This is a genomic window from Tamilnaduibacter salinus (genome assembly GCF_003096655.1).
GTDB lineage: Bacteria > Pseudomonadota > Gammaproteobacteria > Pseudomonadales > Oleiphilaceae > Tamilnaduibacter > Tamilnaduibacter salinus.
In genome coordinates this window covers 267,133-288,657 of sequence record NZ_QEKQ01000002.1, presented here as the reverse complement: position 1 = coordinate 288,657, position 21,525 = coordinate 267,133, and the positions used below count along the sequence as shown (strand labels likewise).

Annotated in this window: 18 protein-coding genes and 1 pseudogene; 9 read left to right on the top strand and 10 right to left on the bottom strand. The window is 60.6% G+C overall.

Annotated features, from left to right (window positions below; translation table 11 throughout):
- Positions 1-199: 199 nt before the first annotated feature.
- Both serS and cobA read left to right on the top strand, forming a co-directional pair.
- Positions 200-1,483 (top strand): serine--tRNA ligase, encoded by a 1,284-nt coding sequence (serS, locus tag C8D92_RS03940; RefSeq protein WP_116918457.1) that lies wholly within the window; start codon positions 200-202, stop codon positions 1,481-1,483.
- A 26-nt stretch (positions 1,484-1,509) separates the two neighbouring features.
- Positions 1,510-2,250: pseudogene (gene cobA, locus C8D92_RS03935) on the top strand (uroporphyrinogen-III C-methyltransferase); the annotation flags it as partial.
- A 43-nt stretch (positions 2,251-2,293) separates the two neighbouring features.
- Here cobA and C8D92_RS03930 read toward each other — a convergent pair.
- Complete coding sequence (locus C8D92_RS03930) at positions 2,294-3,367, bottom strand: 3-deoxy-7-phosphoheptulonate synthase (RefSeq protein WP_095612034.1); 1,074 nt, start codon at positions 3,365-3,367, stop codon at positions 2,294-2,296.
- A 221-nt stretch (positions 3,368-3,588) separates the two neighbouring features.
- Between C8D92_RS03930 and C8D92_RS03925 the strand changes: the two genes are divergently transcribed.
- Together C8D92_RS03925 and C8D92_RS03920 are read left to right on the top strand one after the other, a co-directional pair.
- Positions 3,589-5,436 carry a DUF1631 family protein gene (locus C8D92_RS03925; protein ID WP_243402346.1) on the top strand — a complete coding sequence of 616 codons (1,848 nt, stop codon included), beginning with the start codon at positions 3,589-3,591 and terminating at the stop codon, positions 5,434-5,436.
- Complete coding sequence (locus tag C8D92_RS03920) at positions 5,436-5,837, top strand: PilZ domain-containing protein (RefSeq protein ID WP_095612035.1); 402 nt, start codon at positions 5,436-5,438, stop codon at positions 5,835-5,837. Before C8D92_RS03925 ends, C8D92_RS03920 begins: the two co-directional genes overlap by 1 nt.
- A 30-nt stretch (positions 5,838-5,867) precedes the next feature.
- Here C8D92_RS03920 and C8D92_RS03915 read toward each other — a convergent pair whose 3' ends face one another.
- The 8 genes from C8D92_RS03915 to gloB all read right to left on the bottom strand — a co-directional run bounded on the left by C8D92_RS03915 (position 5,868) and on the right by gloB (position 16,220).
- A complete protein-coding gene (locus C8D92_RS03915) occupies positions 5,868-6,908 on the bottom strand; it encodes an alpha/beta fold hydrolase (RefSeq protein ID WP_116918455.1) in 1,041 nt (346 codons plus the stop codon).
- Positions 6,909-7,023: 115 nt separating this feature from the next.
- Complete coding sequence (locus C8D92_RS03910) at positions 7,024-7,815, bottom strand: enoyl-ACP reductase FabI (protein WP_116918454.1); 792 nt, start codon at positions 7,813-7,815, stop codon at positions 7,024-7,026.
- An 87-nt stretch (positions 7,816-7,902) separates the two neighbouring features.
- Positions 7,903-9,498 carry an ABC transporter ATP-binding protein gene (locus C8D92_RS03905; protein ID WP_116918453.1) on the bottom strand — a complete coding sequence of 532 codons (1,596 nt, stop codon included), beginning with the start codon at positions 9,496-9,498 and terminating at the stop codon, positions 7,903-7,905.
- A 1-nt stretch (position 9,499) separates the two neighbouring features.
- Positions 9,500-10,519 carry an ABC transporter permease gene (locus tag C8D92_RS03900; protein WP_116918617.1) on the bottom strand — a complete coding sequence of 340 codons (1,020 nt, stop codon included), beginning with the start codon at positions 10,517-10,519 and terminating at the stop codon, positions 9,500-9,502.
- A 10-nt stretch (positions 10,520-10,529) separates the two neighbouring features.
- On the bottom strand, positions 10,530-11,618 hold the full coding sequence (locus tag C8D92_RS03895) for a microcin C ABC transporter permease YejB (RefSeq protein ID WP_116918452.1): 1,089 nt from the start codon (positions 11,616-11,618) through the stop codon (positions 10,530-10,532).
- A gap of 47 nt (positions 11,619-11,665) precedes the next feature.
- On the bottom strand, positions 11,666-13,471 hold the full coding sequence (locus tag C8D92_RS03890; RefSeq protein WP_228151129.1) for an extracellular solute-binding protein: 1,806 nt from the start codon (positions 13,469-13,471) through the stop codon (positions 11,666-11,668).
- A 74-nt stretch (positions 13,472-13,545) separates the two neighbouring features.
- Positions 13,546-15,273, bottom strand: coding sequence for a LysM peptidoglycan-binding domain-containing protein (locus tag C8D92_RS03885; protein WP_116918451.1), 1,728 nt, complete (start codon positions 15,271-15,273; stop codon positions 13,546-13,548).
- A 170-nt stretch (positions 15,274-15,443) separates the two neighbouring features.
- Positions 15,444-16,220 carry a hydroxyacylglutathione hydrolase gene (gene gloB, locus C8D92_RS03880; protein ID WP_116918450.1) on the bottom strand — a complete coding sequence of 259 codons (777 nt, stop codon included), beginning with the start codon at positions 16,218-16,220 and terminating at the stop codon, positions 15,444-15,446.
- 91 nt (positions 16,221-16,311) lie between these two features.
- Between gloB and C8D92_RS03875 the strand changes: the two genes are divergently transcribed.
- The 5 genes from C8D92_RS03875 to C8D92_RS03855 all read left to right on the top strand — a co-directional run bounded on the left by C8D92_RS03875 (position 16,312) and on the right by C8D92_RS03855 (position 20,932).
- The gene (locus C8D92_RS03875; RefSeq protein ID WP_243402345.1) at positions 16,312-17,118 is read left to right on the top strand and encodes a class I SAM-dependent methyltransferase; all 807 of its coding nucleotides are present in this window, start codon (positions 16,312-16,314) and stop codon (positions 17,116-17,118) included.
- Positions 17,115-17,564: a ribonuclease HI gene (rnhA, locus tag C8D92_RS03870; protein WP_095610539.1), complete on the top strand. Its 450-nt coding sequence runs from the start codon at positions 17,115-17,117 to the stop codon at positions 17,562-17,564. The genes C8D92_RS03875 and rnhA overlap by 4 nt, the downstream gene beginning before the upstream one ends.
- A 56-nt stretch (positions 17,565-17,620) precedes the next feature.
- The gene (gene dnaQ, locus C8D92_RS03865) at positions 17,621-18,328 is read left to right on the top strand and encodes a DNA polymerase III subunit epsilon (protein ID WP_116918448.1); all 708 of its coding nucleotides are present in this window, start codon (positions 17,621-17,623) and stop codon (positions 18,326-18,328) included.
- A 182-nt stretch (positions 18,329-18,510) separates the two neighbouring features.
- A complete protein-coding gene (locus tag C8D92_RS03860; protein ID WP_116918447.1) occupies positions 18,511-20,214 on the top strand; it encodes a FimL-related protein in 1,704 nt (567 codons plus the stop codon).
- A gap of 40 nt (positions 20,215-20,254) precedes the next feature.
- Positions 20,255-20,932, top strand: coding sequence for a multidrug transporter (locus C8D92_RS03855; RefSeq protein WP_116918446.1), 678 nt, complete (start codon positions 20,255-20,257; stop codon positions 20,930-20,932).
- Between the two features lie 86 nt (positions 20,933-21,018).
- On the opposite strand, the gene C8D92_RS03850 is transcribed toward C8D92_RS03855, so the two are convergent.
- A complete protein-coding gene (locus C8D92_RS03850) occupies positions 21,019-21,333 on the bottom strand; it encodes an SCP2 sterol-binding domain-containing protein (protein WP_095610543.1) in 315 nt (104 codons plus the stop codon).
- Positions 21,334-21,525: the final 192 nt, after the last annotated feature.

Genomic DNA, 21,525 nt, shown 5'->3' with positions numbered 1-21,525 from the left:
GTCCTGAGCAAGGCAGAGTGCGTGCTTTACGCGGACCCCGGACAGGGCGTGGTCCATCCGTTTCCAGAACGCTATACTGGGCCTTTTTTGTAATGGTGCCCCAAGAGCGTTCGACATCGCAGGGCGCCCCTGATTTTGCGCTGGCGGGCGGCGCAGGAGCGCCCCGCCGAAATCCGATCAACGACCCGGACAGGACGACATGCTCGACCCGAAGACCGTTCGTAGCGAACCCGAAACCATTGCTGAACGATTGGCCGTGCGCGGTTACAGGTTTGACCTGGAAACCTTCCGCCGCCTGGAGGACCGTCGTCGCTCCCTGCAGGTTCAGACCGAAGAACTCCAGAGTGAGCAGAACCGCCGGTCCAAGAGCATTGGCAAGGCCAAGGCAGCTGGGGAGGACATCCAACCGCTACTGCAGGAAGTCGAGGATCTCAAACGCCGGAAAGGCGAGGCGGAGGAGGCCCTGCGCGACCTTCAGCATGAGATGACCGATTTTCTCTCGGCCATTCCGAACATCCCGGCAGAAACCGTTCCGGAAGGCGAAGACGACAGCGATAACGTGGAGCTGCGCCGTTGGGGAACACCGCCGGCCTTCGAGTTTGAGGCGCGTGATCACGTGAGCCTTGGCGAAGCCCTGAACCACGGACTGGACTTTGACCGCGCAAGCCACCTGGCCCAATCGCGCTTTGCGGTGATGCGTGGGCCGGTTGCCCGTCTCCACCGTGCGCTGACCCAGTTCATGATGGACACTCACACGGCCGAGCACGGTTATGCCGAGGTGTATGTTCCGTACATTGTGAATGCCGATGCCCTGTACGGGACGGGGCAGTTGCCGAAATTTGAGGACGATCTGTTCAAGGTAGAGGCCGAACGCGATTTGTACCTCATCCCCACGGCGGAGGTGCCCGTCACCAACCTGGTCGGGGACGCCATCCTCGCGGACGCGGAGCTGCCGCTGAAGATGGTCAGTCATACGCCCTGTTTCCGCAGCGAGGCCGGGTCGTATGGGCGGGATACGCGTGGGATGATCCGTCAGCACCAGTTCGACAAGGTGGAACTGATCCATGTGGTCCGTCCGGAAGAGTCCGAAGCGGCGCTGGAGGAACTGACCGGTAATGCAGAAACCATTCTCAAAAAGCTCGACCTGCCGTACCGGGTTGTCGAGCTGTGCGGCGGTGATCTCGGCTTTGCTGCGACCCGCACGCTCGATCTCGAGGTCTGGTTGCCGGGGCAGGATCAATACCGGGAAATTTCGTCCTGCAGCAATACCCGTGATTTCCAGGCGCGTCGGATGCACGCACGCTGGAAGAATCCAGAGACTGGCAAGAACGAGTACGTGCACACGCTCAACGGGTCGGCCCTGGCCGTTGGCCGGACGTTGATCGCGGTCATGGAGAATTACCAGCAGGCGGACGGCAGCATCGTTGTGCCTGATGCGCTGAAACCCTACATGGGCGGCGTGGAGCGTTTGACCAGCCAATAAGGGATACCATGCAGGAATCAGACACCGCACAAGGGCAGGTTTTTCTGGTGGGCGCCGGGCCTGGCGACCCGGATCTGCTGACACTCAAGGCGGATCGATTGATACGTAAGGCCGATGTGGTGCTGTACGACCGGCTGGTGTCTGATGCAATCATGGCTCGGATCAATCCGAAGGCGCGTCTGATCCATGTGGGTAAGCGTCGTTCGGAACACACGTTGCCTCAGGATGAGATCAATGAGCGTCTGATTGGACTGGCCCGCCAGGGACTGTGTGTTGTCCGTCTCAAGGGAGGCGATCCATTTATTTTTGGTCGCGGCGGCGAGGAGATCGAATGGCTGTCCCGGGCCGGGATTCCCTTCCAGGTCGTGCCGGGCATCACGGCCGCTTCCGGCTGTGCGGCGTATGCCGGCATCCCGCTCACCCACAGGGATCATGCCCAGTCCGTGCGGTTTGTGACAGGCCACCTCAAGAACGACAGCTGTGACCTGCCATGGGATGATTTCGTTCAGTCGCACCAGACACTGGTGTTCTATATGGGGCTGGTCGGACTGCCGGTCATCGTCCGGGAGCTGGTGGCCCACGGAATGCGGCCCGACATGCCGGTCGCATTGGTTTCCAAAGGCACACTACCCGATCAGCAGACGGTTACCGGGACCCTGGAAACCATCGTCGGAACCGTGAACGACCGTGGTGTGCGGGCGCCGACTGTGATCATCATCGGTGACGTGGTCCGGTTGCGCGACCAGCTCGATTGGGTGGGGCAGTAAGCAGGGCAGGACGGGCTCCGTTCCACGGAGCCCGTCAAGGACGTCAGTCCAGGCGCTTGGGCAGGACGTCCCGGAGTTTGTCCCGCATGTCCCGGAGGGCCTTTTCGGTGGTTTCCCAATCGATGCACGCGTCGGTTACCGAGACCCCATACTTGAGCTCGGACAGGTCGTCCGGGATGGACTGTTTGCCCCAGTTGAGATGGCTCTCCACCATCAGCCCATGGATGGACCGGTTGCCTTCAATGATCTGGTGCGCCACATCCTGAATCACCAGCGGCTGAACGGCCGGATCCTTGCTGGAGTTGGCATGGCTGCAGTCGACCATCAGTGATGGCCGCAGTCCCGCGTTCTCCAGTTCCTTCTCGCACAATGCCACCGAAACCGAGTCGTAGTTCGGCTTGCCACCGCCACCACGCAACACGACATGACCGTATTCGTTGCCGCGGGTCCGGACGATGGACACCTGGCCCTTCTGGTCAATCCCCAGGAAGCTGTGGGGGTGGGAGACGGACTTCATGGCATTGATGGCCACATCCAGACTGCCATCGGTCCCGTTCTTGAAGCCGATGGGCATGGACAGACCACTGCTCATTTCCCGGTGCGTCTGGGATTCGGTGGTTCGCGCCCCGATGGCGGACCAGGCAATCGTGTCCTGCAGGTACTGGGGAGAGATCGGGTCCAGGGCTTCGGTCGCCGCAGGCAGGCCGAGGTCGTTGATGTCCAGCAGCAGCCGACGACCGATCTGGAGACCTTCCTCGATGTCGAAGGAGTCGTTCAGATGCGGGTCGTTGATCAGACCTTTCCAGCCGACGGTTGTCCTCGGTTTCTCAAAATAGACCCGCATGACGATGTAGAGCGTGTCGCTGAGCTCGTCCGCCAGCGTTTTGAGTTTTTCGGCATATTCGCGCGCCGCCGCAACATCGTGAATGGAGCAGGGGCCCACAACGATGAACAGCCGGTGATCCTTTCCATCCAGAATATTGCGAATCGTGTCACGTCCTTGCTCGACGGTCTCCGCCGCCTTGTCCGCGAGCGGCATCTCGGCTTTCAGGGCCTCGGGCGTAATCAGCGCCTCGTTACTCGCGATATTGATGTTCTCAAGCTGCTTGTCGGCCATTCTTGTGATCTCTCCGAAATCAGATTCTTATTGCGGTTTCCTGATAAACAGGATTAAGGTGACGGACAAGAGTGCTCTTGTCGGCCCGGCGCCGGAAACCGCCTGTTGCTTTGGGGTAAGGCCCGTCATACTGCGGCATTTACCGGTCCAATGCAATTGCCGGACGACCTCGGAAAGCGCCATTGGACGCCTTCAACCGGACGTGCTGCAATGGGTGGTCCATGCCTCCCATTCCGGGTTTTGAAGGCATCGGGATCAGTGAAGGGAACGCCGTTTTCATGCACGCACCGGATCAGACACCGGAGTCACAGGCTGACGTTGTCGACGCGATTCTCGAGGGGCTTCGGGTTCCGGAGCTGCCGTATCCGGCCGGCCGGACCTTGCCGGAAGATGCTGCCGACTGGACCCAGATACTTCGCGAGAGTTGGCAGGGGCAGCATGATGCGCGGGTGATCGAACTCCTGCGCCAGGATGAACGGCTCTGGTCCGTTCGTCAGGTGAATGCGGCCTATCTCGCGGATCGGGTGATGGATGTCTTTCTCAGCACGTCCGGGCTGCACCCCTCACTGGTCACCCGGGCGGCACGCCTGAGATTCCTGCTGGCCTGGCAAGTGAACCGTTCCGGGGCACTGGCGCTGAGTCACGATAATCCGATTCACGACTGGCTGGACGGACTGGTTTCCCTGAGGGGATGGAGCGACTCCGGCGGACGGTCCGCACGCCAGCTGCTGCGCCGGCTCGATGACCTCATGCCGGCCGTTGATGAGTGCTTCGGCACCGGAGAGACCACCGCACTTACCCGGTTTGTGAACGAATGGGCGGAGGACCAACGACGGCGACAGAGCCGTATCGGAAAACTCCGCCAACGCCTGCTTGAAACCGAGCAGGGTGCATCACGCCAGCGTGCGGCGGACCAGACTGCCCGGGCGTTGATCGGCCGTGCCATCCGTGATCGTCGCCTGCCCACCGTTATTCTCGACTTTATTCATCACATCTGGCTGCCCCTGCTGCGCCAGGCCATCTGGTCACAGGGCATGGAGAGTGATTCGGCGCGCCGCGCCTCCCGCCTGCTTGAATGGCTGGTCTGGATTGGTGACCCGACACTCTCCGACGGGGACCGGCAACGCCTTTATCATGTCGGTGAGAAGCTCACCGACCACCTCTCGGAAATTGGCCAGCAGATTCTGGGCAAGCCGCTTGACCGCCAGACCCTTTCCGGCCTGGATGAGCTGCTGGTGGCCCGGATACGGGGAGAATCCCCGGCTCTGGAAACCGCCGACGCGGGAGATTTTGACCTGAGGTGGCTGAATCCGGAAGCCGTCGACCCGGCTCGTGTCGACGCCCTGTCGCATCAGTGGTATGTCAGTGGTTCCGGAGCAGACGAACAGCGACGGTATTTTTTTGCGTACCTCGAACCTTCCTCCGATGTGCTCTGGACGAACGGCGAGGGCGTCAAACTGGGCGTTATGGCGTGGGATGCATTTGAGTCCGCCCTGGAACGTGGGGAGCTGAAACCGCTGCCTGCCGTGACGCCGTTTGGCCAGGTCGTCCGTGAGGCTGTTCAGGCGCTCGGACAGGTTCTGGCGACGCAGAAACGACAGCGGGAAGAGGCACGCCGCCAGGCCCGGGAACGCGCTGAGGCGATCCGTCGAAAGAAGGAGGAAGAGACACGGCGGCGTGAGGCTGAGGAACAGGCACGCCGGGAGGCCGAGGAGAAACGGGTGGCGGTCGAGGCGGCGGAGCGCCAGGCCGCTGAGGAAGCCGAGGCAGCGCGCCAGGAGGAAGCGGCCCGGAAGGAGATTCGGGAAGCGATCAGCAAACTCAAGTTGGGCGCCTGGATTGAGCGGTCGTCGGCGGGAGCCGATCCGACAAAGCTCAAATTGGCGGTGCGGATTAACGCCAGTCGTAAGCTGGTCTTTGTGGACCGGTTGGGACTGAACCGCACAGAGATGACCGAGACCGATCTTGAGGAACGGATTTATGAGGGCTCAGCACGGTTGCTGAGCCAGGAAGCAGAGTTTGAGGACACTCTGTCACGGGTTGTCGGGCGAATCAGGGTGGGGCGCTGATGAACGAACCAGATTATCGCTTTGGTGAGCAACCGGAAACGGAGACTGAGCAGCGTCATGAGTTTCGTTTGAGCGGCCGGGCGCGGGTCTGGCTGCAGGTCGAGGCCCCGGGTCCGGAGGAATCTGGCGATGGGCGCTGGCTGGCCTGCGACGGCCATGACTTTTCAGCGAACGGTCTGAGGGTCTGTTCAACGGAGCCGCTCTCTGTCGGCGCCCTGATCGTGGGTGTTGTTCAACTGGCCCGTCCCGGTGGTCGCGCCGACTACACGCTCATGTTTGAGACCATCTGGTCGCAGGACGACGGAGATGGACGTCATCGATCCGGCCTGCGGGTTCTTGAGTCGGACGACACCTCGTTGGCGGACTGGCTGGATGCCGTCGCGGACGCGATGGATGATTAGCGCTGCGACCACGCTCAGAGGCGGCGTCGATCAGCTGCCTTCTTCCCCTGCCTTGTCCCGCGTCCCGGCAACGGACTCTGAGAAGGGGGAGAGACCGCTGCGCAGGAAGCGGCGGAAATCCTCAAGTGTGGCCTCCGGCGACTCTTCCATGGGAATGTGACCAACCCCTGGATACGTCACCAGCGCGGAGCGGGTAATGTCGGCCAGCCACCGTTCCGCCAGTGATATCGGCACCCACTCATCATCTTCTCCCCACATCAACAGTGTCGGAGCCTTGATCCGGTAGAAGGGTAATGGATCGTTGTTTTCCGCCCGCGCCTCCACCATCTTCAGCGTTTCCATGTAGATTGGCTTCGCGCCCTCACGCTGGGACATGTGCACATAGCGGTAAGCGTCCCTGTCGCTGATCCGGTCGGCGTCGCCATAGGCCGTGCTGAGCGCAAACGTCACGAAAAAGGGAGGCTGCACCCACTGCCCCATGAACTGGACCGGGAACCAGGTGCCGAGATCGAGCAGAAACGGGGTCTGCTGGGGGTAGCCGAACGGATCAATCAGTGCCAGGCGGTCCACGCGGTCCCGGTACTGGGCGGCGTACTGCGACGCCACAAACCCGCCAAGTGAATTGCCGACCAGGGTGATGCCGTCCAGATCGAGACGTTCAACGAATTTCGCCACCGTGTTGACGATATTGTCCTCGTCGAAGTTGTCCGGATTCTCCGGCGCTCCGGTCATGCCGTATCCCGGCATATCCAGCGCGATCACACGGTGGGTTCGGCTCAGTTCCCGGACCCAGCTGTCCCACGTCTGGAGCGAAGAGAATATCCCGTGCATGAGGATGATGGGCTCACCCTGGCCGATGTCCCGGTAATGAATCCGGTACCCGTTGACCCTCATGAATTGCGATTCGTCGTTGACGTAGCGCTCTTCAAGCCAGCGATCAGAAATCGTCACGATGCCGCCGAGATTGGCGAGTGACGGGCTGGCTTTCATGGCCTGCCCCATGCTGGCGCAGCCATTCAGGATCAACGTGACCAGCAGGAGTAGCAGGATGTGACGGACGTTCGCGGTCATACGGTCGGACTCTTCTTGAGTTTTCCGCCCGACGTTACGTGTTTTTACAAACCGGAACAGTGATGCAGTTCGAGAAATGGCGCTGGCCCGGCAGGGGAGCCAGCACCGGGGGGGGTTACGCCTCGGGGTCTTCCTGGCTCATTGCGGTGATGTTGAAACCGCCATCGACGTGCATGATCTCGCCGGTAATACCACTGGCCAGGTCGGACGACAGGAACGCGGCGGAATTGCCAACTTCTTCCTTGGTGATGTTCCGGCCAAGCGGGGCGCGATGTGCGTTTTCGGCAAGCATCTTGCGGAAGCTTTTGATTCCCGAAGCGGCCAGCGTCTTGATCGGACCGGCTGAGATGCCATTCACCCGGACCCCCTGTTTTCCAAGACTGGCTGCCATGTAGCGGACATTGGCTTCCAGGGAGGCTTTTGCGAGGCCCATGACGTTGTAGTTCTGGAGCACACGCTCCGCACCGAGATAGGTCAGCGTCAACATGGCGCCGCCGTCGGAGAGCATAGGCCGGCCCGCCTTCGCCAGCGCGACGAAGCTGTAGGCACTGATGTCGTGGGCGGTACGGAATCCACTGCGCGTGGTGACGTCGACGTAATCGCCGTCCAGCTCTTCCGCGGGCGCGAACCCGACCGAATGCACAATGATATCAACCTGGTCCCAGTGCTTTTTCAGGTCGGTAAACACCTGCTCAATGTCCTCATCGCTGGCAACATCGCAGGGAAACGTCAGGGTGCTGTCCCAAGCCTCGGCGAATTTCTCAACCCGGGGCCGCAGTTTCTCGTTCTGGTAGGTGAATGCCAGTTCCGCGCCCTGCTGGTGAAAGGCATCGGCGATACCGTAGGCAATGGAGTGCTTGCTCGCGACCCCGACAATCAGGGCCTTTTTTCCGTCCAGAATTCCCATCGGATTGCTCCTCGTTGTCCAATATGGCCATTCTTTCGCACTTGAACGGCCAGGTTAAGGCGATCTTCGTCGTAGGCGCTCCCGCCGTCAGGCGGGGCGTCCCTGATAAAAGAATGCGGCCTCCAGCAGTCGCTGCGTGTATTCGGTAATCGGATCGGACAGGACTCGCTCGGTCGGGCCGGACTCCACTACCTCGCCGGATTTCATCACCATCACGCGATGGCTGAGCGCACGAACCACCGCCAGGTCATGGCTGATGAACAGGTAGGCCAGGCCATAGCGTTTCTGCAGCCCTCTGAGCAGATCGATTACCTGTTTCTGCACGGTCCGATCCAGGGCGGAGGTGGGTTCATCCAGCACGATCAGTGCCGGTTGCAGTACCAACGCCCGGGCGATGGCGATCCGCTGGCGTTGCCCGCCGGAGAATTCATGGGGGTAGCGATGACGACTCTCAGGATTCAGTCCGACGTCTTTCAGCGCCTGAACGATCCGCTCGTCGTGGGCCTCCGGCGTATCCGGTTCGTGGACCTCGAGCCCTTCACCAACAATCTGGGCAACTGACATGCGGGGGCTGAGACTGCCAAAGGGGTCCTGGAAAACAATCTGGATCTGGCGTCGCAGCGCCCGGAACTGTTTCTGGTTGTCGTGCGACACATCGCGCCCATCAAAATGCACGCGTCCCTCGCTATCGACGAGTTGCAACAGGGCCATGCCCAGGGTGGTCTTGCCACTGCCGCTCTCGCCGACGATGCCCAGCGTCTCACCGGAATGCAGCGTGAACCCGACCCGGTCCACCGCAGTCAACCAGGTTTTGGGGCGGCCCAGAAAGCCGCGCGTTATGGGAAAATGAACGCTCAGTTCCTCGCATTGCAACAGTGCGCGGGTCGGTCTGGGGCAGGGATGTGGCGTGCCACTCGGGTCGGCGTCGAGCAACATGCGCGTGTAGTCGCTGCGGGGCGAATCGAAGACCTGCGCGACCGGTCCGGCCTCAACCCGGCGACCGGACTGCATGACCACGACCTCCTCGGCATAGTGCCGCACGATCGACAGGTCATGGGTAATGAGCAGAATCGCCATACCAAGACGGTGTTGCAGGGAGCGCAATAATTCCAGAACCTGATGCTGGACGGTCACGTCGAGGGCCGTGGTCGGCTCGTCCGCGATCAGCATGTCGGGCTCGTTTGCCAGGGCCATGGCAATCATCACCCGCTGCTTCTGCCCACCGGAAAGCTGATGCGGGAAGCTTTTCAGCCGCTGCTCCGGGCGTGGAATGCCGACCAGCTTCAATAACTCGAGGATTCGCTCCCGTGCCGCTGCCGGGCGCATACCCTGATGCACGGCCAGCGTTTCACCGATCTGCTTTTCGACCGTATGCAGTGGGTTGAGGGATGTCATCGGCTCCTGGAAGATCATGCTGATCTTCTGACCCCGAACGCGCCGGATGCGGCGCTCTGAGGCTTTCAGTAAATCTTCACCGTGCCAGAGAATCTTTCCCGAGGGGTAGCTGACGGGATGACGGTCGAGCAACCGCAGCACCGACTGGGCGGTTACGGATTTTCCTGAGCCGCTTTCACCAACGAGGGCGACCGTGGTTCCGGCGGGCACCCGGAACGAGAAATCCTCAACAACAGGCTGGCCGTTGAAGGCGATGGACAGATTGCGTACATCCAGCAGGTCCGTCATATCAGTTCTTCCTGGGGTCAAAGGCATCGCGGACGGCTTCGCCGACGAACACGAGCAGCGTCAGCATGATCGCCAGCGTTACAAAGGCACTGATGCCGAGCCAGGGCGCGTGCAGATTGGCCTTGCCCTGGGCGATGAGTTCCCCCAGGGAGGGTGACCCGGGGGGCAGGCCAAAGCCCAGAAAATCCAGTGAGGTCAGCGCGGTGATCGCGCCCGTGAGAATGAATGGCAGGAACGTGATCGTCGCGACCATGGCATTGGGCAGCATATGGCGAAACATGATGGCGCGATTGCTGACGCCCAGGGCGCGGGCCGCCCGAACGTACTCGAAATTCCGGGCCCGCAGAAACTCGGCCCGCACCACGTCGACCAGTTGCATCCAGCTGAACAACAGCATGATGATCAGCAGCCACCAGAAATTGGGCTGGACGATGCTGGAGAGGATGATCAGCAGATAGAGCACGGGCAGTCCCGACCAGATTTCCACGAGTCGTTGGCCCAACAGGTCGATTTTGCCACCGTAAAAGCCCTGCACCGCGCCCACCACAACGCCGATCAGGCAGCTGAAGAACGTCAGGGTCAGGGCAAATACGACCGAGATCCGGAAACCGTAGATCAGGCGGGCAACGACATCCCGGCCCTGGTCGTCCGTACCCAGCCAGTTAACCGCTGAAGGTGGTGCGGGGGAGGGGTGGTCGAGTTTGTAGTTAATGGTGTCGTAGTGGAACGGGATGGGCGGCCAGATGATCCAGCCACTGCCATTGATTTCGTCACGAATGAAATCATCCCGGTAATCCGCTTCTGTGGGCAGAAAACCGCCGAAGGTGGTTTCGGGCACGGTCTCTACAACCGGGAAATACCACTCACCCTGATAGGAGACGACCAGCGGCCGATCATTGGCAATGAACTCGGCGCACAGCGACAGCCCGAAGAGCACGAGGAAAATCCATAACGACCAGAATCCCCGTCGGTTGGCGCGGAAATTCCGAAGGCGGCGGCGCTGTATCGGGGAGAGTGTCATACCGGCCACGTCAGCCCTCCCGGCTCTCGAAATCGATGCGTGGATCGACAGCCACGTAAGTCAGATCGCTGATCAGCTTCAGGATCAGCCCCATCAGCGTGAAGATGTACAGCGTGCCAAAGATCACCGGGTAGTCACGGTTCAGTGCGGCCTCGAAACCGAGCAGGCCTAGACCGTCGAGCGAGAAAATCACTTCGATCAGTAACGACCCCGTAAAAAACAGCTGGATCAGCAGACCGGGCAGACTGGCGATGACGATCAGCATGGCGTTGCGGAACACATGGCCGTAGAGAATGCGCCGTTCGGAAAGGCCCTTGGCGCGGGCGGTGGCGACGTACTGCTTGCCAATCTCGTCCAGGAAGGAGTTCTTGGTCAGCAGAGTCAGGGTGGCGAACCCGGCAATCACGTTCGCCGTGACCGGGAGCACCAGGTGCCAGAGGTAGTCCAGTACCTGCTCGTGCCAGGGCATGCTGTCAAAGCCCTGCGATGTGAGGCCACGAAGAGGAAACCAGTCAAAATAGGTGCCGCCGGCGAACAGCACAATCAGGAGGATGGCAAAGAGAAAACCCGGGATGGCGTAGCCGACAATGATGACCGAGCTGGTCCAGACGTCAAACCGGGAGCCATCGGTAACGGCTTTCCGTATCCCGAGCGGAATCGAGATGAGGTAGATGATCAGGGTTGACCAGAGTCCCAGTGAAATGGACACGGGAAGCTTGTCGATGATGAGCTGGACAACGGACCGGTCACGGTAGAAGCTATCGCCGAAGTCAAACGTGGCGTAATCACCAAGCATCTTCAGGAAACGCTCGTGGGGCGGCTTGTCGAAGCCGTACAGCTTTTCCATCTCCTGGATCAGTTCCGGAGGAATACCGCGACTGCCCCGGGATTCCCCGGATGAACCCTCGCTGCCAGACACCTCTCCGCCCCCCTGCGCGGTTGCCCGATCGAGGGCACCGCCATGAATGCCTTCCATTTCCGCAACGAGTTGCTCAATGGGACCGCCGGGCGCCGCCTGAACGATCACAAAGTTAAGGAGCATGATCCCCATCAGCGTGGGAATCATCAGCAGCAGGCGTCGGAGGACGTAGACGCCCATGCATCAACCTCCGGTGCGGGTCATGGACAGGGAGGGCGATCGGACCATCACGATTCGTCGGACCACCAGGTGCTCAGGTCCGTGCCGCTCTCCGGGATCGTGTCCGGACGAGACAGCTTCTGCCAGTAGGCCACCCGGTCGACATCCAGGAACCACTGCGGAATCACGTAGTGCCCCCAGAGCAGCACACGATCCAGCGCACGGGTGCGTGTGACGAGCGCCTCCCGGTCCGGCGCCTGGATGATCTTCGATACAAGGTCGTCGACCACCGGGTCCTGAATACCCATGTAGTTCTTGGAGCCGGACACGTCGGCGTTAACGGAATGCCAGTAGTCCCGCTGCTCGTTCCCCGGTGAACGGGACTGGGGCAGCGTCTGAACGATCATGTCGTAGTTGAACTGTCGAACCCGCTGGACGTACTGGTTGGTATCCACCAGCCGTACATCCACCTGGATGCCCAGTTTTTCCAGGTTTCTGGCAAAGGGCAGGACCACCCGTTCGAACGTCTTCTGCCGCAACAGGATCTGGAAAGCCAACGGCTCACCGGTCTGCTGATGCGTCATGGTCCCGTCCTCGATCGCATAGCCGGCGTCATTGAGCAGTTTCAATGCCTGACGAAGGTTGTCCCGAAGGGTGTTGTCGCCCTGAGTCGAGGGCGGTTGATACGCCTTGTTGAACACGGCATCTGGAAGCGCATCCCGATGGGGTTCGAGAAGCTTGAGTTCAGCATCACTCGGGAGGCCGGAAGAGGCGAGTTCGCTGTTCTCGAAATAGCTGTCGGTGCGCTTGTACTGGCCGTAGAACAGATTCTTGTTGGTCCAGGCGAAATCGAACCCATAGGCCAGTGCCTTGCGAACGTGTTTGTTATCGAACGGCGCCCGGCGCGTATTCATGACAAACGCCTGCATGCCCGCAGGGCGCTGATGCTCGAGGGTTTCCTTGATGATTCGGCCATTCTCCAGGGCGTCACTCTGGTAGCCGGTGGCCCAGTTCTTTGCGGAATTCTCGATGCGCAGGTCGAAGTTGCCGGATTTGAACGCTTCCAGCGCGACTGTGCTGTCGGTGTAGTAGTCGAACCGGATGTGATCGAAGTTGTGTCGGCCGACGTTGACCGGCAGATCCTCGGCCCAGTAATCCTCCTGCCGCTGAAACACGACGGAGCGACCCGCCTCGAACTCGTCAATGGTGTACGGGCCACTGGTTACAGGCACCGTCAGGCCGGGGCCCGTGAAGTCATGCTCCTGCCAGAAGTGTTTGGGGAAGATGGGCATTTGACCGAGAATCAGAGGCAGCTCGCGGTTGGTATCCTCGCCAAAGTCGAATCGGACACGGTGTTTGCCGAGGGCCGTTGCCTGACCGACGTTGGCATAGTAGTTCCGGTAGAAGGGGTGTCCGTCGGTGACCAGCGTCTGATAGCTGAACACCACGTCCTCGGCGGTAATGGGCTCGCCATCGGAAAAGCGCGCCTCGGGGCGGAGGTTAAAGATCACGTAGCTGCGATCCTCCGGCGTCTCGACGGACTCCGCGATCAGTCCGTACATCGTGAAGGGCTCATCATCCGATGAGACCAGGAGGGAATCGTAGGCGTATTGCTGGATGCCAGCGGCGGCCACGCCCTTGAGGGCATAGGGATGAAACGAATCGAAGCCATTGGCCACGACACTCCGACGGAGCGTACCGCCTTTCGGTGCCTCCGGGTTGACGTAGCCGAAGTGCTCAAAGCCCGGACCGTATTTGGGTTCCCCGTGCATCGCCAGGGCGTGGACCGGTTCCACTGGCTCGGCAGCGTGAACGGCCAGGGTCGACAGGACGGACAGAACAAGCCCGCTCAGGGCATTGTATGGGTGCCTCATGGATTCGACTCACTTCTGGTTGTTATTGCCCCCGGCGGGAGGCTTCTTATTCGCGGGCAGTAAGGTTCGCCCATTCAGGGACTGCGCCGGATATCCACGTACAGTACCAGACTCTGGCCGGGCTGGAGATACCGGTCGATGTCCAGACTGTTCCAGTCCGCGATGTCCCTCACATTCACATTAAACCGGCTGGCGATGCGGGCCAGTGAATCGCCTTTGCGGACTTCATAGCCGACGCGGCGCACCATGTCACGGTCGGAAGAGGCCTGGCGGGCGGCGACCAGCGTCGAGCTGTCACGTTCCGACCAGATAACGAGTCGTTGACCGGGGACCAGCGGGTCGCCCGGGGCCATGCCGTTCCACTTCGCCAGTTCCCGTACGCTGACACCATTGTCCCGGGCAATATCCCAGAAGGTGTCGCCGGTTTGCACGATGTGCTCAATACGGGTGCCGTCCTCGCGCCGATCGGTCGACGCCTGTTGTCTTGCGAGGCGTTGGCTGGCGCTCATTGCATACTGGTCAGTCCCCTTCGACGCGGTGGGAATCAGCAGACGCTGTCCCACGCGAATCAGGTTCGAACGCATTTCGTTGACCCGGCGGATCACGTCCGGGGTGGTGTTGTACCGGTCCGCGATGCGAATCAGCGTGTCACCGGAGCGGACTTTGTAATGGCGCCATGACACCCGTTCGGAGGGGGGCATCTCCGACAGTGCCTTCCTGAATGTGTCAGCCTCGGCAACCGGAATAAGAAGGCGGTGTGGGCCATCCGGTTGGGTGGCCCAGCGATTGTAGGAGGGGTTGAGGAGATAGATCTCCTCGATGTCGACACCGCTCATTTCAGACGCCCGCGCGAGATCCATCTGGCCCCCGGTGTTAATCACCTCGAAATAGGGTTTGTCCGGCATGGGAGGGAGTTCGATGCCGTATTTTTCCGGATCCCGGATCAGCTTTGAAATCGCGATGAGCTTCGGAACATAGGCCCTTGTTTCCTTTGGCAACTGCAGCGACCAGTAGTCCGTCGGCTTGCCTTGGCGGCGGTTCTGGCGCTGCTCCCGCAGCACCGTACCGGCACCACTGTTGTACGATGCGAGCCCCAGCAGGTGGTTGCCGTCAAACCGCTGACTCAGCGCATCGAGATAGCGCAGAGCGGCGTCTGTCGAGGCGATGACATCACGACGACCGTCATGCCACCAGCTCTGATCCAGCCCGTATGCCCGGCCCGTGGAGGGAATGAACTGCCAGAGCCCGGCTGCCCGGCCATGGGAGTAGGCAAACGGGTCATAAGCGCTCTCCACAACCGGGAGCAGTGCGTATTCGCCGGGCAGCCCGCGTTTTTCCACCTCATTCACGACATGATAGAAGTAGCGCTGTGCCCGATTCGCCACTCGTTCGATATAACGGGGGTGGTTCGCATACCAGTTGAGCTGTTGTTCAATGCGGCGGTTGGACTGGTCGAGATTGAGGGCAAAAAGGGATCGAAGGCGATCCCAGAGATCCGGCCGGGGCTTCTCAGCCTCACGGGTGCCGGCCGGCTTCGGCTCGTCCAGCCGGTCACGGGCTTTCGAGACCCGGTCTTTGAGGGCCGTATCAATCGCGTCATCCATCGCCCGCTGGGGCGTCTGCGTCTTGACGTCGGTCGGTTCCGAGACGGACGCCTTCAGAGCCTCGTCACCGGTTGCCACCGTGACGGACTCCGACGTCATCAGCTCCTCCTCCGATGGCGTATCAGCGGATTGAAAATGCTGACAGGCAGTCAGGAAGGTGATGATGGCAAAGGCAAACGTGAAACGGGCCAACGGCATAATTGATTCCGGTCAAAAGTGGGCACAGACCGATCGCGGATCGGCCTGGCCACCACGTCAACGACGCGGCAGCCAATCGTTCCGGATTCTATGGAGCCGCCCTGAAGCGGTCAACAGAGAACCGTTGGTATCAGGTTACGACGTGGTTAGGAAATGCAACCAGATGGGCGCTAAAACCGATCCTTGGCCTGGCGGACCCGGGCAAACACCTCGTCCGCTTGCAGTCCATCACCGGACACGGCCGCGATCACGGCCGGGTCGTCCCACCGCAGAAACGGGTTGAGTGCCTTTTCCTGGGACAACGGTGTGGGAAGCGTTGGTTGGTCGCTTTCACGAAGACGCTTGCACTGGGTTTCGAACGCGGCCAGGTCGTCGTCTTCGGGGAGCAGATGCCGGGAAAAGCGCAGGTTGGCCAACGTGTACTCGTGAGCGGCGTAAACCCGTGTTGCGTCCGGAAGCGCGCGAAGGCGGGACAGCGACTGGTGCATTTGTGCCGGTTTGCCTTCGAACAGACGACCGCATCCGCAGGCGAACAGGGTGTCACCGCAGAAGAGAACCGGTGCATTGTCGACGGCGGCCTGGTCGCAGAAGAACGCGATGTGGTCCAGCGTGTGCCCGGGGACACGGATGACGCGGAAGGAGAGGGATTCCCAGGTTACGTTATCGTCGTCACCGACCGGCTGCAGGATGCCGTCAAATGGCGAGCCGTCCGGTCCGTAGATGGTGTCTACACCGTAACGCTCGGCGAGCTGATTCACACCTCCCACATGATCGGGGTGGTGATGCGTCACCAGGATGGCCGTTGGAGTCAGGCCATTGCTTTCCAGAAATGCCTCAACAGGCGCGGCCTGGCCGGGGTCCACAATCAGCGCGGTCTTGCGATCGTGATTGGCCAGACACCAGATGTAGTTGTCGGAAAACGCGGGCACCGGATGAATCGTCAGCATGACGGACTCCCTGTAACCGTTGAGTGAGTGCCTGCTATCATAGAGCAACAGACCGCATCGGCGACACCGCCCGGAATCAGTGGGAGGCACCTTGAAACAGTTGCAGCGACAGCAGGCCTTCGAATCCTGGTTCCAGAGCCCTCTGGGGCGGGCGGTGTTTCGCGATCAGCAGGACCGGGTCGCCAATCTGACCCAGTCGCTCACGGGTGCCCGCCAACTGGTGGTTGGCGTCAGCCACGACTTGCCGCTTGCAGCCAACAGCGATTTTACCCAGCGTATGCGGACCACCCCAATCTGGACCTCCGGCCTGTCCGATAACGTGGTGGTATGCCGAAGTGAAGAGCTGCCGTTCCCGAGCGAATCCATGGACCTGGTCGTTGTGCATCACGCTCAGGATTTCTCCGGCTGGCCCCACCAGGTCGTCCGGGAAGCGTCCAGAGTTCTGCGGAGTTGTGGGTATCTGGTGATGGTCGGCTTCAATGCGCTGAGCTACTGGGGGTTGTGTAAGCTGGTCTCCCGCGACCAGAAGGCACCCTGGTGCGGCCGGTTCATGACGCGGTTTCGTCTGGAGGACTGGCTGAACCTGCTGGAATCGGAAGTCGAGCACGCGGAAACGGGGTTCTTCCGTCCGCCGCTGAAGAACGAACAGACGCTGGACCGGCTCCGTATACTGGAAGGCCGCGAGCCGGCTCAGCGGGTCATGCCCGGGGGCGCCTATTATTGCCTGCTGGCCCAGAAACGGGTTCTGGCGCCAACGGATCGCCGGCGTTACTGGCGGCCCGCCAAAGTGTTACCGTTGCCAGCCGCCGGACCGGTTTCCGCCCGCGTGCCCCGACCGATCATCCGCCGCAGCGCCAACGTCCGACCGTTTAACCGACCAGGAGAGCCCCGCTCATGACCGATGCCACCGTCACGCTGTATACCGATGGCGCCTGCCGTGGAAACCCCGGCCCGGGAGGCTGGGGGGCGGTGCTCGGTTACGGGGACGCGAAACGCGAACTTCGCGGTGGCGAAGAGAGCACTACCAACAATCGAATGGAGCTGATGGCGGCGATCCAGGGGCTGAAGGCTCTGAAGCGGCCGTGTCGGGTCGCGCTCTACACGGACTCCCAGTATGTGCGCAAGGGCATCACTGAGTGGATGACGAACTGGAAGCGCAACGGCTGGAAAACCGCCGCCAAAAAGCCCGTCAAGAACGCGGAACTCTGGCAACAGCTGGATGAGCTGGCCCGTCGCCATGATGTCGAGTGGCACTGGGTCAAAGGCCACGCCGGTAATCCGGGGAACGAGCGTGCGGACGAACTGGCCAATGAAGGCGTCGACGCCGTGGTGGGGGCGTCGTAACGACGGCACGGTGCCGTGCCCGGAATGCTGATCTGAGATACAGGACCCAACGACGAATGCGACAGGTTGTACTGGATACGGAAACCACAGGTATTGATCCGCAGGACGGCCACCGGATCATTGAAATCGGTTGCGTGGAAATGGAAGAGCGGCAACTGACTGGCCGACATTACCATGTTTATATCAATCCGGACCGGGAGGTTGAGGAAGAAGCGATTGAGGTTCACGGCATTACCAACGAGTTCCTGGCCGACAAACCCCGCTTCGCCGATATTGCCCAGGAGTTTTTTGAGTTTATCCAGGGCAGTGATCTTGTGATCCACAACGCGCCATTCGATGTGGGATTCATTGATCACGAATTCCAGTGGCTGGGCAAGGACTGGCGCGTCGCCGACCATTGCAAGATCACCGACTCACTGGTGATTGCCCGGGACAAACATCCGGGCCAGCGCAATAGCCTGGATGCGCTCTGTAAACGGTATGGCGTCGACAACAGCAACCGGGAGCTGCACGGGGCATTGCTGGACTCCGAGATCCTGGCTGACGTCTATCTCCTGATGACCGGCGGACAGACCGCCCTGTCGCTGGATGCCTCGCAGGACGGAGCAGGGGGTGCCAGCGGTATCCAGCGACTGTCCCCGGAACGCCGGCCACTGCGGGTCGTGCGCGCGTCCCAGGAGGAGGTGGCCGCCCATGATGAGTTCCTGGACGTGGTCGGTCAGGCCTCCGGCGAGGCCCTTTGGCACCGGTTGGAGCACGAGTAGCCGGCTATCGGTAAAGAGGCGAATTTCTTGAGACGCCTGAATTTTGTGTTATAAGTAATTGTTGGAGTGACGATTCCGTGACGCGGGACAGGTGTGGAAAACGTCACGTTATGCGGGCGGGCAATTGGCGAGAATAAAGCCCTGACCTACAAGAAACGCTCGGGCTCGAGGGATACGAATCTATGGTGCAGTCGTCTCTAGCGACGAAATCGCAGTCGTTTGATCTGGTCAAATCGGAAATCGAACAGACCATCAAACAGGCCGAGGCGAGCCTTGAGCGCTTTCAGGAAAACCGGGACAGCGGCGAGGACCTCCAGAACTGCGTTGATTTTCTGAACCAGCTTCGTGGTATTTTTGTGCTGGTCGAACTGCGGGGTGGCATGATGCTCTGTCAGGAGGCCGTCGCGGTTGCGAATGATGTTCCGGTGGGTGCCAACGACGACAAGAATCATCTGTTGACCGCATTAAGCAGTGCGCTTTTCATTCTCCGCCGATACGTTGAATACTATCACCAGCAACGTGTGGATCACCCCGAGCTCCTATTGCCGGTGACCAACGATCTACGGGAAGCGCGCCGCGAGAAACCCTATCCCGAATCGTGCTTCTTCGACATTCCGTCTGAGAGCAAGCCTGATTTCTGTGACGTGCTGTCGATCGATCCTCTCGGCGAGGATGTCCAGTTCGAGGTCTATGCCCGGCGTATGCGGCTGATGTACCAGGTTGGGTTGTTGGGGATCCTGCGTGACCGGGACGAAACCATCAGCCTGAAACTGCTTGGCCGAGCCTCGAAAGGGCTTGCACGACTGTGCCGGAATGCCGACATGGGGCCGTTCTGGTGCCTCATGACGTTAACCATGGAAACCATGCTCGACCGCGCCATGGCGTTTGGCAAGATCCGTAAGCGGCTGATGATGCGCATTGAGCGCTATGTTCGCGAACTGGTCTATGTCGGACCGGTGGCCTCCCGCAAAGACGTTCCAGACTCACTGGTCCGCGATCTGGTATACATTCTTTACCGGAGTGGCTCGGCGAACCCGGAAGTCTCGCGGGTGCTTCAGGATTACGGGCTCGCCCCGGCGGAGTTTCCCGAGCACCTGATGGAAGCCCATCGGAAGCGACTGTATGGACCGGGCGAGGATGTTCTTCAGTCCCTGTCCGAAGCCTTGCAGGAAGAGCTGAACCAGCTCAAGGACAAGGTGGACATTATTGAGCGTGGTATTGAGCCGGATCTGAGTGAGCTTTCGAGTATCTCAGCGTCTCTCGACAGTCTTTCCAACACCCTTTCGGTGCTGGATCTTAAGAAGCTGTCCGAACTGGCCGGCAAGGAAGCGGCCAAGCTGAAGGCCTGGGAGGCAGACAACCATCTCCCGGGTGATGACGAGCTCTACGGGCTGGCGAATGCCGTTCTCAGCATCGAAGATGCCGCCATGCAGATGGTCACGCGTGGGATCACCACCGAGACCGATGCGCTGGCCACCGTCAAGCCTGCCGACGAACAGTCGCTGTATCTCCGTGAGGCGCTCATTGTGGTGGCTGACGAGGCTAGAGCCGCACTGACGCTGGCAAAACGCGCCATCACGGCATTCCTGGAATCCGACTACGACAAGATGCATCTGGCCAACGTGCCTGGAACCCTGCGCAGTATCTGGGGTGGTTTTGCCATGCTGGAAGACCGGGAGGCCTCGGAGATTCTCTCGCGCATTGTTGAATCCATTGAGGAGCGCCTGCTCGAGAGTCGCGAGCCCCCTGCCGAAGGGATGCTGGAAGCCCTGGCGGATGCGCTGACCTCTCTGGAATACTATATTGAGACGCTGGGCGCCGGCGAGACCGGCAATCCGGACCTTCTGAAACTGGCGGAACAGTCACTGTCGGATGCGGGCCTGTAAAGGCGCTGCGCCAATCTCGGGCTGATACGGACCCCTTCCTATGCTCGACCAGGCAGGCATGATCGTATTGGGCGTTCTTGGCGGACTGCTCGTCCTGCCCGGTCTCTGGTTGTTTCTCCGCCCGAACATCCTGTTGCCATGGTTCAGAGGCAGCGTCGGCCTGTTGATCATCCTCGTAGGGGGCTATACGGCACTTCTGGCATTGGATCTGCGCCACTATCAGACCCTTTCTGACCTCGAAACGGTCGCCACCATCGGCATGACGAAAAGTGGCCCACAGACCTGGCGGGTTCGGGTTGAGCAGCCAGAGCAGGACGCCAGCACCTTCATGGTACGTGGTGACCAGTGGCAGGTGGATGCGCGGATCCTGCATTTGAAAAAACCGCTCTCCTGGCTGGGCATCGGGCCGCTATACCGCCTGGAGCGTATCAGCGGTCGGTATGCCCGACTTGATCAGGCTCGCAGCGCCAAGCGGACGGTATACGGTCTCAGCGGAGGCAGCTGGTTCGATAGCTGGCACCTGGATCGGGAACACGGACTGCCGTTTTTGGACGCGCTGTATGGCAACGCCACCTTTATGCCGATGGCGGATGGTGCCGTGTTTGATGTCCGTCTGTCGTCGACCGGGCTTGCCGCATTGCCGGCGAACCGTCGGGCCGGGCAGGCCATGGATGACTGGATCATGCCGCCGGACTCGTCGTCAGAGGCTGGATACTGAGAGCAGCAATCGAGGGAACTGGCAGGGGGGAGCGCGTCGCCTTCCCACCGGATGACCGGAAAAAAAGCGACGCCGGATGCCGGGTATCAGCCCATGTCGAACAGCTCGCCGAGCTTGGTTGCCAGCATCATGTCGCCCTCGGCGCGCAGTTGACCGGCCATGAACGCCTGCATGCCGTCCGTTTCACCGGAAACGATGCCCTGCAGGGTTTCAGCGTTCATGATCAGCGTCACGGACGGATCATCGTGTGCCCCTTCGTTAAGCGTACAGGTGCCGTCCTTGATCACGAGGTGATAGGTCTTATCGTCCTCGATGTCGAACTGGAAGACCAGGTCGAGGCCGGCGGCGGCGTCCGCATTGAAGTTCTTTTCGAGCTTGTCGAATACCTGCGCTGTAGACATTGTTATACCCTTTTCGTGTCGTCCAAAAGCTTGGCTTGGGTGCCTTGTATGGCCACGCCGGTCCGTGTCCAGTTTCCGGCGGGTTCCGACCGACTTTAGGGAGGTGTCCGAGCCGTGTCAACTTTGATCGAACGCTTGTTTGAACGGGCTGTTTCGGTCGGGGCTGGCTGTTATGCTGAGAGGCTTTCAACG